Origin of the sequence: Nocardia sp. CA-119907 (assembly GCF_050955995.1) — a bacterium.
Lineage (GTDB): Bacteria > Actinomycetota > Actinomycetes > Mycobacteriales > Mycobacteriaceae > Nocardia.
This window is the reverse complement of record NZ_CP192091.1, coordinates 3,997,396-4,012,091: the sequence shown is the minus strand read 5'-3', so window position 1 is coordinate 4,012,091 and position 14,696 is coordinate 3,997,396. Positions and strand designations below refer to the sequence as shown.

Annotated in this window: 12 protein-coding genes and 1 pseudogene; 5 read left to right on the top strand and 8 right to left on the bottom strand. The window is 65.4% G+C overall.

Going from position 1 to position 14,696, the window contains the following annotated elements; all coding sequences use genetic code 11:
• Positions 1-36: 36 nt before the first annotated feature.
• The 8 genes and pseudogenes from fabG to ACQP2D_RS17665 all read right to left on the bottom strand — a co-directional run bounded on the left by fabG (position 37) and on the right by ACQP2D_RS17665 (position 7,097).
• On the bottom strand, positions 37-798 hold the full coding sequence (fabG, locus tag ACQP2D_RS17700; protein WP_433684783.1) for a 3-oxoacyl-ACP reductase FabG: 762 nt from the start codon (positions 796-798) through the stop codon (positions 37-39).
• 22 nt (positions 799-820) lie between these two features.
• Entirely contained in the window at positions 821-1,810 is a 990-nt protein-coding gene (locus tag ACQP2D_RS17695; RefSeq protein WP_433685683.1) for an NADPH:quinone oxidoreductase family protein, read from the bottom strand.
• Between the two features lie 10 nt (positions 1,811-1,820).
• Entirely contained in the window at positions 1,821-2,573 is a 753-nt protein-coding gene (locus ACQP2D_RS17690) for an SDR family oxidoreductase (RefSeq protein WP_433684782.1), read from the bottom strand.
• A gap of 28 nt (positions 2,574-2,601) precedes the next feature.
• Positions 2,602-3,819, bottom strand: coding sequence for an acetyl-CoA C-acetyltransferase (locus ACQP2D_RS17685; RefSeq protein WP_433684781.1), 1,218 nt, complete (start codon positions 3,817-3,819; stop codon positions 2,602-2,604).
• Positions 3,820-4,143: 324 nt separating this feature from the next.
• Positions 4,144-4,447: pseudogene (locus tag ACQP2D_RS17680) on the bottom strand (dehydrogenase); the annotation flags it as partial.
• 27 nt (positions 4,448-4,474) lie between these two features.
• Positions 4,475-5,098 (bottom strand): TetR/AcrR family transcriptional regulator, encoded by a 624-nt coding sequence (locus ACQP2D_RS17675; RefSeq protein WP_433684780.1) that lies wholly within the window; start codon positions 5,096-5,098, stop codon positions 4,475-4,477.
• Positions 5,099-5,758: 660 nt separating this feature from the next.
• Entirely contained in the window at positions 5,759-6,055 is a 297-nt protein-coding gene (locus ACQP2D_RS17670) for a hypothetical protein (RefSeq protein WP_433684779.1), read from the bottom strand.
• A 292-nt stretch (positions 6,056-6,347) separates the two neighbouring features.
• The gene (locus ACQP2D_RS17665) at positions 6,348-7,097 is read right to left on the bottom strand and encodes a hypothetical protein (RefSeq protein ID WP_433684778.1); all 750 of its coding nucleotides are present in this window, start codon (positions 7,095-7,097) and stop codon (positions 6,348-6,350) included.
• A 383-nt stretch (positions 7,098-7,480) separates the two neighbouring features.
• On the opposite strand from ACQP2D_RS17665, the gene ACQP2D_RS17660 reads away from it, so the two are divergent.
• The 5 genes from ACQP2D_RS17660 to ACQP2D_RS17640 all read left to right on the top strand — a co-directional run bounded on the left by ACQP2D_RS17660 (position 7,481) and on the right by ACQP2D_RS17640 (position 14,596).
• A complete protein-coding gene (locus ACQP2D_RS17660; protein WP_433684777.1) occupies positions 7,481-9,358 on the top strand; it encodes a peroxidase family protein in 1,878 nt (625 codons plus the stop codon).
• Positions 9,355-10,476 carry a catalase family protein gene (locus tag ACQP2D_RS17655; protein ID WP_433684776.1) on the top strand — a complete coding sequence of 374 codons (1,122 nt, stop codon included), beginning with the start codon at positions 9,355-9,357 and terminating at the stop codon, positions 10,474-10,476. Before ACQP2D_RS17660 ends, ACQP2D_RS17655 begins: the two co-directional genes overlap by 4 nt.
• 125 nt (positions 10,477-10,601) lie before the next feature.
• Complete coding sequence (locus ACQP2D_RS17650) at positions 10,602-13,202, top strand: LuxR C-terminal-related transcriptional regulator (protein ID WP_433684775.1); 2,601 nt, start codon at positions 10,602-10,604, stop codon at positions 13,200-13,202.
• An 85-nt stretch (positions 13,203-13,287) separates the two neighbouring features.
• Positions 13,288-14,229, top strand: coding sequence for an FHA domain-containing protein (locus ACQP2D_RS17645; RefSeq protein WP_433685682.1), 942 nt, complete (start codon positions 13,288-13,290; stop codon positions 14,227-14,229).
• Positions 14,230-14,239: 10 nt separating this feature from the next.
• Complete coding sequence (locus ACQP2D_RS17640) at positions 14,240-14,596, top strand: hypothetical protein (protein WP_433684774.1); 357 nt, start codon at positions 14,240-14,242, stop codon at positions 14,594-14,596.
• The last annotated feature ends 100 nt before the right edge of the window (positions 14,597-14,696 follow it).

Below are 14,696 nucleotides of genomic sequence, written 5' to 3'. Positions count from 1 at the left end.
CGTGTGCGATCCCCTTGTTCCGATGTCGTTGCGCGGCTAGTTCTTCGGCCCGCCGGCCACGTAGATGACCTGTCCCGAAACAAATCCCGCACCCTCGCTCACCAGGAACGACACGGTGTGCGCGATATCCTCGGGATTTCCGGCCCGCGCCATCGGGATCTGCGAGATCACAGCCTTCTTGAAGTCCTCGAAATCGACGCCCATGCGCTCGGCCGTGGCCCGGGTCATCTCGGTCTCGATGAATCCGGGCGCGACGGCATTGGCGGTGACACCGAACTTGCCGAGCTCGAAGGCCAGCGTCTTGGTGAAGCCCTGGAGTCCGGCCTTCGCCGCCGCGTAGTTGGCCTGGCCGCGATTGCCCAGCGCCGAGGTGCTGGACAGGCTGACGATCCGGCCGAAGCCTTGATCGATCATGTGGCGCTGCACCGCCTTCGAGCACAGGAACGCACCGCGCAGGTGCACGCCCATCACCGCGTCCCAGTCGTCGACGCTCATCTTGAACAGCAGGTTGTCGCGCAGGATGCCCGCATTGTTGACGAGCACGGTGGGCGCGCCGAGTTCGGCCACCACCCGCTCCACGGCTTTCGCGACGGCATTCTCATCGGACACATCCGCACCGACCGCGAGCGCCCGACCACCGGCGGCCTCGATCTCCGCGACGACCGGCTTGCACGCGGACTCGTCCAGATCGACTACGGCGACGGCCATTCCGTCCGCCGCGAGCCGCCGCGCGACCGCGGCTCCGATTCCCCGGGCCGCGCCGGTGATGACCGCTACCCGCTGTGTTTCGTTGCTCATCATGTTCTCCTGTGTGGTGTGGTTAGGACGACGGCGCGTAGACCACGCGCCCGACGGTCTTGCCGTCGGCCAGGCGCTGCACGCCATCGGCGATGTCCGCCAGGGCCAGTCGCTCGCTGACCAAGGGGCGTATCGCGCCCTCGGCGGCGAGGTGGGTCAGGGCCCGGTGGCATTCGGCGACGGCGGCCGGGTCGTGGGCGTTGTAGAGACCCCAGTGCAAGCCGACGATCGAGTAGTTCTTCACCAGCGCATGATTCAGTGCGGCGCTTTGGATTTCGCCGCCCGCGAAGCCCACCACCAGGATGCGGCCTTCGAAGGCGATGCACTTGGTCGAGCGCGCGTAGACCTCACCACCCACGGGGTCGTAGATGACATCGGCACCACGATTGTCCGTCACCTGCTTGACGACCTCGACGAAATCGGCTGTCCTGCGGTCGATGACGACGTCGGCACCGAGTTGCCTTGCGTACTCCGCCTTTTCAGCACCGCCGACGACGCCGATCACCCGTGCCCCGGCGGCCTTGCCGAGCTGGATGGCGGCGCTACCGACGCCACCGGCGGCCGCGTGCACCAGCAGGGTCTCCCCCGCTTGCAGTGCGGCGCGGCGATGCAAGCCGAACCATCCGGTCTGGTAACCGATGTACAGCGCTGCCGCTTCGGCATCGTCCAAAGTCGGTGGCGCGGGGAAGGTTTGCGCCGCCTCCATCAGGGCGTACTCGGCGAATCCGCCGTAGGGCAGCGAGGTGCCGCCGATCACGCGATCACCGATCGCGATCCCATCGACATCGTCGCCGACGGCCACGACCTCACCGCACAGCTCCACTCCCGGCGTGAACGGCAGCGGCGGCTTCACCTGATACAGGCCACGGCACATCAGGACATCGGGGAAGTTCGCCGCCGCACCGGTCACCCGGACGACCAGCTGCCGCGGACCAGGTTCCGGGCGCACCACGGTGTCGAGGCGCAAGACCTGCCCCGGCTCACCGAGTTCGTGTACGCGCCATGCCTTCATCTCGGCCAACTCACACACCGCCGGTCAGGGTGATGCCACCGTCGACGACCAGCAGTTGCCCGGTGAGCCAGGCGGCGTCGTCGGAGAGCAGGAAGGCGACCACGCTGCCGATGTCCTCGGGAACACCGAGCCGCTTGAGCGGGTAGGTCGCCGCGAGCTGCTCCTCGTGGCCTTCATAGAGGGCACTGGCGAATTTTGTCTTCACCACGGCCGGCGCGACGGCGTTCACACGCAGGTTCGGTCCGAGCTCGACCGCGAGTTCCTGGGTGATGTGAGTCAGCATCGCCTTGCTGGCTCCGTAGAAGCCGATTCCCGGCGCGGGTTTGATGCCCGCGACCGAGGAGACGTTCACGACCGCGCCGCCGTGCTCCTTCATCCACGCCTGATAGGTCTGCTGCACCCACGACAGTGCGGCCAGGCAGTTCACCTCGACGATCTTGCGGGCCGCGTCCAGGTCGAGCTCGACCATCGGACCGAAGACCGGGTTGATGCCGGTGTTGTTGACCAGCAGATCGGCGCTGCCGAAGGTGTCGATCGCCCGCTTGACCGTTTCGGCCTGATGCGCGACATCATCGGAGCGACCGGCCACCGCCAGCGCCCGCTCCGGCCCGCCCAGCACCCGTACGGCCTCGTCGAGCGCCTCCTGCTTGCGGGCGGTGATCACGACCTTCGCGCCCTCATCCACCAGACGCTGCGCGATACCCAGCCCGATACCGCGGCTGGCACCGGTGACAATGGCGGTCTTGCCTTCGAATCTGTTCACGGAGAAGTCCCTTCGGTTGTTGCTGCGGTCACGACAGCCGTTCGAGCACCATGGCCATGCCCTGGCCACCGCCGACGCACATCGTTTCCAGGCCGATCTGCTTGTCATGGAATTGCAGTGAATTGACGAGAGTGCTGGTGATCCGCGCACCGGTCATGCCGAAGGGATGACCCACGGCGATCGCACCGCCATTCACATTGAGCTTGTCGAGGTCGACCCCGAGCGCACGGGCGGACGGAATGACCTGCGCCGCAAAGGCTTCGTTGATTTCGACCAGGTCGACGTCGCCGATCGTCATGCCCGCGCGGGCCAGTGCCCGCCGCGACGCCTCGACCGGGCCCAGACCCATGATCTCGGGCGAGAGCGCACTGACACCGGTGGCGACGATGCGGGCGAGCGGAGTCAAGCCCAGCTCGGCGGCCTTGGTGTCCGACATGACCACCACGGCGGCGGCCCCGTCGTTGAGGGGGCAGCAATTGCCCGCCGTGACCGTGCCATCGGGCCGGAATACCGGCTTCAGCGCGGCGACCGAGTCGAGCGTGACGCCGGCGCGCGGGCCGTCGTCGGCGGATACGACGGTACCGTCGGGCAGGGTGATCGGCGTGATGTCGCGCTGCCAGAAGCCGTTCGTCAGGGCGATCTCGGCGAGGTTCTGGCTGCGCACCCCGAAGGCGTCCTGTTCCACGCGGGTCACCCCTTCGAGCTGAGCCACGTTCTCAGCGGTCTGCCCCATCGCGATGTAGACGTCGGGCAGCTGACCATTCTGCCGTGGATCAGCCCAAATCTGGCCTCCCGCACTGAATTTCACGGTTCGTTCGACCGCGTCGTCGAATCGCGGGTTCTGGGTGCCGGGCAGGCCATCGGCATTGCCCATGCCGTAGCGGCTCACCGTCTCGACCCCGGCCGAGATGAACACGTCGCCTTCCCCCGCCCGAATCGCGTGCAGCGCCATCCGGGTCGTCTGCAGGCTCGAGGAGCAGTAGCGGTTGACGGTGACTCCGGGCACCTGATCGAGCCCGGCCAGTACGGCGACAACGCGGCCGAGATTGAATCCGGATTCCCCGGCAGGCTGACCGCAGCCCAGTATCAGATCGTCGATCTCGGTCGGATCGAGCGCGGGTACCTTGTCCAGCGCGGCTCGCACGATCTGTGCGGCCAGATCGTCGGGTCGCATGTCCTTGAGCGAACCCTTGACGGCACGCCCGATGGGCGATCGAGCGACGGAAACGATGACGGCTTCGGGCATGGGGGCCCAACCTCCCAGCAATGAACTTACTAAGCGCTTATTTTCTTCCCACACCATGCTGGATTCGCCCCGTCCGGTCAATACCGTCAACCCGAGGTTTTGAGTGTGATATGTGGCACATTCATCACGAAAGCGCAGGTCGAGCCATGGAACTCAAAGTAATATTGAATTCGAGTTCAGATTCTGCTGGCTGCCGATCGACTCGATCCGGCGGCATTCGCCCAGAGGCGGGTAGCAGTCCGCACCATTCGGACACACCATGTACAGCGGCGCGGCGCGGGTGCGCGCGGAACCGCCTCGTCCACTACTTCGCGGTCTGCAAGAGGCCGCGTGGTAACGGCGCGTACCGGTGAGCCACCTGTCGCAGGCGGCGCCTTCGCAGCGGTACATGTCGAGCACTTCCGGGTGGGGCAGGATCAGGAATCGCTCGTCATCGATGGCGTCCAGCACGATCTCCGCGACGACATCCGGGGGGCAGGACAGCCCGGCGGAGGTCACCGCCCGGGTCGCCGCTTCGCCGAGCGCATCATCCGAATTCTCACCGGCCCGTGGCAGTTTCGTCTCCACAACCATTCGGACAACGGCAGCTCACTCGAATTCCTTTGTCGCCATGGGTAATCGACAGCCATCAGACCGAGCGCGGATGGAGTACGACTCAGTCGGACTTCAACTGCAGGCCATCGACCCAGAGCTGAGTCAGGGTATGCACCAGCTTCTCGAACGCGATGCGCTGATGCTGCACGAAGACCATGTAGGCCATGCGGCTGACCATCACCGACAGCGCCTGCGCGGCGATCATCGGATCGAGCTCCGCCCTGGCCTGGCCGGATTCCTGCAACTCACGGATCATCTTGGCATTTCGCTGCACGAATGCCTTGTTCCGTTCGATGCGCAAGCGGCGGAAGTCCTCGTTGATGAGGGCGACCTCCTCGAACACGGCCATCAGGCGCGCATTTCGCTTGTAGGAGAGCAGGTATTCACGATTGGCCGCCTCGATGAGATCTCGAGCATCGGTCACGCCGGTGCGCTTCCGGACATGCGGGTGCAGCATCTCCTCCCGCACCTGGTCGACCACCGCGGCGAAGACCTCTTCCTTGCTGTCGAAGTAGGTGTAGAAGGAGCCGGCGGCGGTGCCCGCGGCCTTGGAGATATCGGCGATCTTGGCGTCGAGGTACCCGTCGCGCTCGAAGATCTCACGCGCCGCGGTGATCAATGCGGTGCGCGTGCGCTCGCCGCGCTTCGTACGCGGGGGAACTCGACGAGGCTCGGCCTCGCTCACAACGGGTTCGGACGCCAACGCTGATCACTCACTCGCTCATCGGAACGGACTATCGATTTTGTCACCGTATCACCGCCGGCGCCGGCGGAGTTCCTTCCGCAGACCGTAATATCGCTGATCTACCTGCGCCGATAGCCCTGGATCGAGCAGCGGAAGCCGCTATGAACAAACCCCTCGAAGGTGAGCCCCGAAACCAACCCTATTACTCGATAACCGCTTTCGAGCGTTCCCTCTCTCCCACGGCGAACTTGCGTACCGCAGCATGGCATTCGGAGGTCACCTCGCCGAATCCGTTGCCACGGAGAAAACTGTCCCACGTCCTGCTCGCCTCGCTGACCGCGAGCCAACCGTTCCTCGTTGAACAGTCGACGTGGCGGTCCAGCCGTTGGCACTCGCGTCGGTTGTGCCGCTTCTGGATGCAATCGGCGGTGGGACGGTGTGGGAGCCGCGTCGACGTTGTCGCGGCTCTGGGCCGGGCCGCGGTAGTCGGCCGCCCGCAGCCTGAGCTCCGGATATAGGAATGCCACATCGAATTCCCAGAAATTGTCCGTTTGCCGTCGGGTCGCCTTGCATCCCTTCCTCGGTATGGCGCGCGAGTGATGTCGGACGGTCCCCAGACGGCCGCCATTTTCACTGCGCCGCGAAGATGTCGGCAATGTGTCAGCTCGGCGGGCCCATCGTGATTGTGCGAATCCTGTTGCGGGCCTCCTCCGCCGCCGCGCTGTCATCGCTGGCACCAACGACCTCGATGAAGGTCCTGGATCCCTGCGACAGGCAGGTGACCAGCACCGCGACCCCGGATCCGTTGAGATCACCGGCACCTCCGATGTGCGGGTCGGAGGTGAAGGTCACCGCGAGGCCGGTCTCTTGAATGGCGAATTTCGCGTCCCGGAAAGCCTCTGCTTGCGACTTGGCCCGTGTGTCCGAACCGACATGGATTGCTGGCGTTTGCACCATGATCGCCTCCTTACGAGCGTATGAATTCTGTTCTCCCGCACTGCCATCGTCCGCTGGGGCTGGATACCGAGCTAGGGTATTCTGCTACTCGATTCGCCTGTGGTTCTCGCAGTTCACGATCATGGCCGCAAAATACAGCGAAACCGTTGTCCCGGTGCCGGATGAACCGGCGGTTTCTACCGGAATTCGGGTCGGGAATTCGACAAGATGCGCCGAGGATGCGGCCGGCTCATGCGCGGCGGCGGGCCGTGCGGTCGAAGGTTGCTCGCGCCGCGGTTCGTCGGCGAAGGGATCAGCGGCCGATCGATCGCGCTCTCAACACGGCGAGCACCTGTTGAGTCTTGGTTTCGCCGGTCTCGATCTGCAGACCATGTCGACGTACTGCGGTCTCGAATCTGCGTTGTCGGTCGATGGCGCGGTTTCGTACTTCGGCGTGTGACTCACTGTGTTCGGGAGTGACTCTCAGTGACAACTCGAGCAGATCCAGGCCCGCGATCCTCCAGCGTTCGGCATCGACCTCCAGATCCCCTACACGCACCTGCGTCCACTTGGTCGACGAGATGGGCCCCATGGCCGTCAGGCGGTCAACCGCTACGCCCGGTGGTGTGCAGCTCACCAGGAACTGGCGTTGGGACGTGTCCAGGACGGTGGTGACGTCGGCACCGAGGATCGTGGCGTCGTGCAGGGATCCGGCCGGTCGCTGACTGACAGCAGAGGCCGACAGCGCCCGGCGGTCCGAGTTCCAGTCCTCTTCGATGCGATACCGCAGGGCATCGTTGGTGAAGGAGGTCCGCCATCTGCCGACCAGTTGCGATTGCAGACAGGGGCGCAGTTTGACGGTGATGTCGTCGTTCTCGCCGCTGCGTAGTCGGATCACGATCCGGCTCGACAGCAATGTCGGCGCTGGGTCGGGACCGGCGGGGCGGGGCTCGGCGAACCAGATACGACGGTCGATCGCCGCACGGCCCGTACACCCCAGGCAGGTCAGTGCGTCCGCGACGTCCCCGTCGAGATTGACCTTGATTTCGATCGGAGTGATCACCTGGACGCCCTTCCTGTTGCTTGCTTGCGGGTGCCGCCCGCTCTCGGGTAGCACCACCGAAGACAGAGTCGCCCACCCCTCGGCGGACCGGCGCGCGTACCGCGCTACCCGTTTGCTCGGTGTCGATACCCGTTGCCGCATTACGTCGACGGCGTCACCGCGATACGGGGAGCAACAGCCCGAGTTGCTCGCTATCGAGCGGCGCGCCCCGTGCGGGGAGGTCGACGCATTTCTCGGTCTCCGAGGACTGGCACTTCTGGTGCGGCGATCGGTGTTTGGAGTAGTCGACTACCCGTGACGGGTGTCTTCTCGGCCCCGGAGACTGGGCATTCGATTCGATCTTGGGCGCGTCCCAACTCGCGCCAGTCACCTGGAGGTTCTCGATGGTCAGAGCAAAATCGATGATTCCACCGCCGGTGACCGCTCCGCCGACCCCTCGGTCGGCCAGTGGCCGGTCGCCCATCGCCCGCTTGTTGGTGGCGGTTGCCGAGGCGCTCGACCGCGGCGTCGGCTGGTTCAGGTTGCCCACCCCGATTGGGTTGGCCGTCCTTGTCGGCCTGCGCAGTCGGCTGCGGTCGGAGAATCTCTTCGACACCGGTGCCCATCCGGCCGGGCCGCTGCCCGCTGACGGGTCGGCCGTCGGCGAACACCTGCGGGCACGAACCGTCGACGGGACCTACAACAATCTCGACGAACCCCGTGCGGGTTCGGTCGGCTGCCGGTTCGGGCGCAACTTCCCGCTGAAATACACCTACCCGGAAGATTCCGATCGGCTACTGGAACCCAACCCGAGGCTCATCAGTCAGGATCTGTTGACCCGCGACCGATTCCAGCCGGCGACCACCTTGAATCTATTGGCGGCGGCCTGGATTCAATTCGAGGTCCACGATTGGCTCAGCCACGGCGAAGCCGACACCGAGCCCTGGACGGTTCCGCTGCGCGATCGGGATCCGTGGCCGGCGCCGTGCATGACGATCCCGCGCACCCCCGCGGTCCCCAGCCCCGAACCCGGCGGCCCACCGACCTACACGACCGAAGACACCCATTGGTGGGATGCCTCCCAAATCTATGGCAGCACAGCCAAATTCGCCGCCGCGCTACGGACCGGCGAGAACGGGCGACTCCAGGTCGACAAAGTGGGATTACCGCCGATGGATGTCGAGGGCCTGCTGGATCTGTCCGGTGTGGCGGCCAATGCCTGGGTCGGACTCGCTTTGCTGCATTCGCTGTTCATGCGCGAACACAACGCGATCTGCGAGCGCCTTGCCCGCCGCTACCCGGACATGAACGACCAGCAACTCTATGACACCGCACGGCTGGTCAACTCGGCATTGATCGCCAAGATCCACACCATCGACTGGACACCGGCCATCATCTCCCACCCCACCACCGTCGCTGCCATGCGCGCCAACTGGTTCGGCGTCCTCGGTGAGCGGATCGCTCGCAGGTTCGGTCGGCTCAGCAGCAACGAAGTGCTGTGCGGCATACCAGGATCCGTCGTCGACGACCACGGGGTCCCGTACTCGCTGACCGAGGAATTCGTCGCCGTGTACCGGATGCATCCCCTCATTCCCGACGACTTCGTGGTCCGCAGCCTGACCGATGACAGTGTCCTCGCCGAGCACCCCTTCCCCGATCTCTTGGTCGCCCACATCCGCGAGCGCCTCGAAGAGACAGACATGGACGAATTGTTCTACTCCTTCGGCCGCGCCCACCCCGGTGCGCTGACCCTGCACAACTATCCGGGCCACCTACAGAAACTTGCTCGCCCCGGCCACCCACTGATGGACCTCGCGACCGTGGACATCCTGCGGGCCCGTGAACGGGGAGTGCCGCGCTACAACGAGTTCCGCCGCCAACTGCGCCTGCCACCCGCCGCGTCGTTCGAGGCATTGACCGACAACCCGGTGTGGGCGCGTGAACTCGAGCAGGTCTACGGCGATGTGGAACGTGTCGATCTCATGGTCGGGCTCTACGCCGAGCCCAAACCACCCGGATTCGGCTTCAGCGACACCGCATTCCGGGTATTCGTGCTGATGGCCTCGCGACGGCTGTCGGCTGACCGGTTCTTCACCACCGATTTCCGGCCCGAGGTCTACACCGAGGCCGGTATGGCGTGGGTACGCGACAACACCATGCGCGGCGTGCTGCTGCGTCACTTCCCCACCTTGGCGCCCGCTCTCGACGGTGTCACCAACCCGTTCGCTCCGTGGCGGAGCGTCGCCCCGCCGCGAGAGCAGGAAAGGAAACGATCGCGATGACCGACGTGGCACCGCACACGACCACCCGCACCTATCTTCGCTACCGAGACGACCTCGAACAACCGCGCCCCGACGAAGAACACGATATCGACAAGATCATCACGGTGCTGCGCGGCAACAACGAACGCGCCTACCGCAAATACAAACACGGCCTGCGTGACGCGCACGCCAAGAGCCACGGCATCCTGCTCGGCGAGCTCAAAGTCCACTCCGACTTGCCGCCCGAACTGGCCCAGGGCCTGTTCGCCACCCCCGCCGAGTATCCCGTCGTCGCCCGGCTGTCCAGTACCTCCGGTGTGATCCGCAGCGACCAGCTCCGCGGCGTGCGGGGCCTGGGAATCAAGGTGCTCGATGTGGACGGGCCACGCGCCCTGCCCGACGACGGGGCCACCACGCAGGACTTCATCATGGTCACCCACCGTGAATTCCTGTTCGCCGACGCCCACGCCTACCGCACCCGGGGAATGCCCACCGCATGGGTGCTGGCCCGCCTGCCCGACCCCGTCCTGCGGACGGGCAGCACGATCCTTTCCGCGCTCGACGAGCACGTGTTGCGGCGTATCGGGCGTCCCCTGCCACCCAACCTGAACGTGTTCGTGCGACCCAACACCCACATCCTGGGCGAAACCTTCTACTCCTCGGCGCCGCTGCGCTACGGCGACTACATCGCCAAACTCCTCTACACCCCGGTCTCACCGGAAGCCGGCGCATTGCACGGCCAACCGGTGGACCGTGATGCCGGCATCAACGCCCACCAGGACATGGTCGTCGACTTCTTCGCCTCACACAGCGCCGATTACGAGCTTCGTGTGCAGCTGTGCACCGACCCGGACACCATGCCGATCGAGGATGCGACCGTCCCCTGGCCCGAAACCGAGTCACCACACCGGACCGTCGCAACCATCCACTTCGACATCCAAGACCCCTACACCCCGCAACGACGCGCGTTCGGCGACGATGTGCTGTCCTTCAACTCCTGGCGCGGCCTCGCCGCCCACCGGCCGCTGGGATCGATCAACCGGCTCAAACAACGCGTGTACGAGGCATCCAGCAACTACCGCCACAATGTCAACAACGCCCCCCGACTCGAACCCACGCCCGACCAGCTTCCACAATGACCACCTCGCCGCCCGTACGCCCGCACCGGTCCTATGCGGCGGGAGACCGGGCCCGCGCCGACGCAGGGCGCTCGCCAGCGAAAACTCGTCGCGGCATCGGCGGACCAGATCTACACTTGATGCTCATGGGGGACCGCTGGCAGCTGCTGGATCGCCCCATCGAATTCGAGGCGGTTCGTAAAGCGTTGACGAGCGGTGATGTCGGCGGTGTCGTACTCGTCGGCGCCGCCGGGGTCGGTAAGACCACCCTCGCTCGGCTCGTGACCTCGGCACTGAGTTCTCCCGTGCGGTGGGCGGCTTGCACCGAGTCTTCGCAGTCCATTCCTCTGGGTGTATTCGCGCCGTGGGTCGCGCCGTCGGCATCTCGTGACCCCATCGCGCTACTGGGCTCGGCCCGGGAAAACCTTCTCACCCAGCAAGACACCGTGATCGGCGTCGACGACGCGTACTTGCTCGACAAACTCTCCGCGACCCTGCTGCACCAGATCGCCGTCGACCACAGTGCCCACATCGTGGCCACCGTGCGTACCGGTGAACCGGTCCCCGACGCAGTCACCTCCTTATGGAAGGACGGCTACCTCGAACGGATCGAACTGGAGCCGCTGACCAAACAACAGTGCGTCGCCCTCGTCGAGACCGTCCTCAGCGGCACCCTCGAAGGCCTCAGCGCCGATGTCATGTGGGAATCCTCAGGCGGCAACCCCCTGTTCCTGCGCAACATGGTCGAAGGTGCTGTCGAGGCAGGCACCCTGACGGAGGTCAACGGGGTCTGGCAACTGCGCGGACCGACCGCGGTGCCCTCCGGGATGGTCGCACTGCTCGACGGGCGGCTCGACCGGGTGAGCGAGCCGGTACTGGACGCGCTGAAGATGCTGGCGCTCTACGAGCCACTCGACATCGACGTCCTCACCGACCTCGTCGGCGAGGACGCCGTCGATGCCGCCGAGATCGCCGGCCTGATCCGCACCAGCCGCGACGGCTGGTGCCTCACTGTCCGGTTCAGCCACCCACTGCTCGGTGAGGTAGTGCGCCGACGGATCGGCACGGCCGCTGCCCGCAAGCGGCGGGGCCGCATCGTCGAGATACTGCGCGAACAGGATCTCAGCACCGCCGCCCACCGGATCCGATTGGCGCAGCTGTGCGTCGACAGTAGCCAGCCCATCGACAACGATCTGTTGGTCACCGCCGCCAAAGACGCTGTCGCCCTGTCCAACCTGCCGCTGGGCGAACGCCTCGCGCGCGCCGCCTGTGACCGCGGCGGTGGGCTGCCCGCAGCCGAACTGCTCTCACGGGCCCTGCTGTGGCAGGGCCGACCGCTCGAAGCCGACAAGATCCTCGCAGACTTCGATCCCGATCGACTCGACCAACTTCAACTCGTCCAATGGGGTATTCCGCGCGCCAGCCTGCTGTTCTGGTGCCTGGGTGATATCGAACGCGGCCACGAAATATTGGACCTGCTCGGCGACCGCGTCGAACATCCCGCACTGCACCTGATCGTCGATGCCGCGAACGCGGCCATGGCGGTACACGAGAACAAGATCGCTGCCGGTATCGACGCCGCCGAATGTGTGCTCGATGACCCGAACTCGCCGAAACAAGCTATCGACTGGGCGGCGTTCGCCCTCGGCCTGGCGATGCCGGTCGCCGGGCGCGGCGCCGACTTCGCGCCGATCGCGGCCCGGAGCCGGGCCCAGCAGAAAACCACCGACGGCATGATCCGGGTCATGGTGCGCTACGGCGACGTGCTGGCACTGACCACCATCGGCGAACTCGACCTCGCCGAGCAGCGGGCCAACGAATATTGCGAGTTCTCCTCCGCCGCACAGTTTCTCGGCTGGGCTATCGCCAAAATCGCCGGTGGTGTCGTCGCCACCTACCGCGGCCGCTTCCGGGAGGCGATCACCGCCTTCGAACAGGCGCTGGCGGCACTCAACGCCGAAACCTCACTGCCGTGGAAACTGCCGGCGCGCCTGCTGCTGACCCGCGCCTACGCGGCGCTCGGCGATGTCCGGCAAGCCGAGCGGGTCATCGGAGACGCCGAAGAACATGCCGGACCACACCTGGCCCTGCACGAGCCGCAGCGGATGATCGCCCGCGCATGGCTGGCGGCCGGGTCCGGCAGTCAGCATTCCGCGGTCGAACTGGCTCGCACGGCGGCCGATATCGCTCACACTGCGGGCCAGTACGCGCTGGAAGCCGAAGCCCTGCACCACGCCACCCGATTCGGCGACCGTACCCTCGCTCCACGCCTGGCATCGCTCGCCGGCCGTGTCCAAGGCCCCGTAGTGGCGATCTACGCACGCCATGCCGCCGCCTTCGAACACTCCGACACGCACGCGCTGTGCACAGTCAGTGTCGAGTTCGAAAACGCCGGACTACTCCTGGCGGCCGCAGACGCTGCCGCGCAAGCGGTACCGATTCACGACCGCGCGGGACAACGCCGACTCAGCGCACAGGCCGCGGCCCGCTCCCTGGACCTCGCGGCGCGGTGCGACGGAGCGACCACACCCGCCCTCGCCTCCGCTGCCCACCCCTTACCGATCACCGAACGCGAACGTGAGATCACCGCCCTCATCGCGCGCGGACTGTCCAACCGTGAGATCGCCGAGCGGCTGTATGTCTCGGTCCGCACCGTCGAGGGCCACATCTACCGGGCCTGTACCAAACTCGACGCCACCGACCGCGAACAACTCGCCAAACTGATCTGGGGCGACGTCAAACGATAGCCGCCATGCGTCGTGAGAAACCGCTGCGGCGATTCGGTGGCGTTTACTCGCCGGTACATCATCCGCCATCACTGCAACGTTGCAGGTGCTGGTGCCCTCCGTCGCCCAATGGCTATATCAGCAGCCCTGCCAGCGATTCTGGGGTGGCTCATCTCCTCGAAACACGCGACTGGTCCGAATCGAATTGCAGTCAGGTAGTCGAATACTCATTTCAGATGTATTCGTCCTCGAGAAAATTATGGATGTGGAGCGGTTGGTTATCCTCCGCCCGCCGGAATTGGCGGGTACGGTACTGCGACTGGGTTCCGGGCGGCAGTTGCTCGGCCGCGGCTCGCGTGCTCATCTGCGTCTCGATGATCAGCACCTCAGCACCATGCACGCCGCAATCGACAACGTCAGTGGTCACGTCACTGTGGAGGATCTCGGCTCCTCGAACGGGACCCGGATCGGCGGCGAAACGATCAGGGGCGCCAGACCGCTCCGCGACGGCGACATCGTCACCTTTGGCAATATCGACGCGCGTTTCGAGCAGACATCAGGACCGCGCACCGTAATGCTCTCGCGCGACACCATCGACCGGAATCGACCGAGCCCCGTCACTTACGACATCGATCGCCAGGCCGCGCGCCAGATCAACAATGTCGGACGCGACCAGTTCAACAGCTACATCCAACAACGCGAGAGCTTCCTGCGCGAGGCCGCGGCATCTCGGACAAAAGCGCGGTTCGTATTCTGGATCGGCCTGTTCCTGACGGTCGGCGGCGGGCTCGGATTCGCCTACTTTCTCGTGAAGGCGATGGGCGAGGGGAACTCTTCGTTTCGGACCGGAACGCAGCCTGCCGACTTTCCGATCTTCGGTCCCGATACGAGCCTCGGCATCCCTGCCGGGTTGATCTGCTTCATGATCGGGTTCGTCGGCAACATCCTGCTCTTCGTCGGGCTGATCATGTGGATCGTCGCGGCCGCCCGTGCACGCAAGGTTGATACGGACCCGCGGCACGCGTGGAACTCGCCGTTCATCAGATAAGGGGAATCTCGTGGTCTTCAATATCGGCTCGCAGCAGGGCAACATCAACAACGTCGCGGGCGACCAGACGATATATGGCGGTCAACACGGCACATTCGTATCCGCCCAGACGGTCGAGTTCGCTGTCGAACTCGCGGCCACGTTACGTCGCATCGGAATGGGTCGAGCCGCCACCGACGCGGATGCGGTCCAGCACGAGTTGGAGCAGCCACAGCCGGACCGCGAGAAGATCTCCGAGCGGCTGATCCGGATCGCTCGGGCGGTCAACGCGGTCGCGGGTGCCGAGTCGGCAGTGCACCGGCCGCTCGTAGCGCTCGCACAGTGGTTGGGCGCGTTCGGGTCACCGATAGTGGGCATGCTCGGGTAGGGCGGCGACATCGGGGCACGACACTGATGAGTGCAGGACACTGAAATGTCCACAGTCCCAACCCGTTCGACCTCTTGCTGTTCGGCCGGATTCATGAACC

What these genes read in the sequence shown, in the direction of transcription:
- fabG (WP_433684783.1), bottom strand. Translation starts at nt 798, where the DNA reads ATGAGCAACGAAACACAGCGGGTAGCGGTCATCACCGGCGCGGCCCGG.
- ACQP2D_RS17695 (WP_433685683.1), bottom strand. Translation starts at nt 1,810, where the DNA reads ATGAAGGCATGGCGCGTACACGAACTCGGTGAGCCGGGGCAGGTCTTG.
- ACQP2D_RS17685 (WP_433684781.1), bottom strand. Translation starts at nt 3,819, where the DNA reads ATGCCCGAAGCCGTCATCGTTTCCGTCGCTCGATCGCCCATCGGGCGT.
- ACQP2D_RS17670 (WP_433684779.1), bottom strand. Translation starts at nt 6,055, where the DNA reads ATGGTGCAAACGCCAGCAATCCATGTCGGTTCGGACACACGGGCCAAG.
- ACQP2D_RS17660 (WP_433684777.1), top strand. Translation starts at nt 7,481, where the DNA reads ATGGTCAGAGCAAAATCGATGATTCCACCGCCGGTGACCGCTCCGCCG.
- ACQP2D_RS17655 (WP_433684776.1), top strand. Translation starts at nt 9,355, where the DNA reads ATGACCGACGTGGCACCGCACACGACCACCCGCACCTATCTTCGCTAC.
- ACQP2D_RS17650 (WP_433684775.1), top strand. Translation starts at nt 10,602, where the DNA reads ATGGGGGACCGCTGGCAGCTGCTGGATCGCCCCATCGAATTCGAGGCG.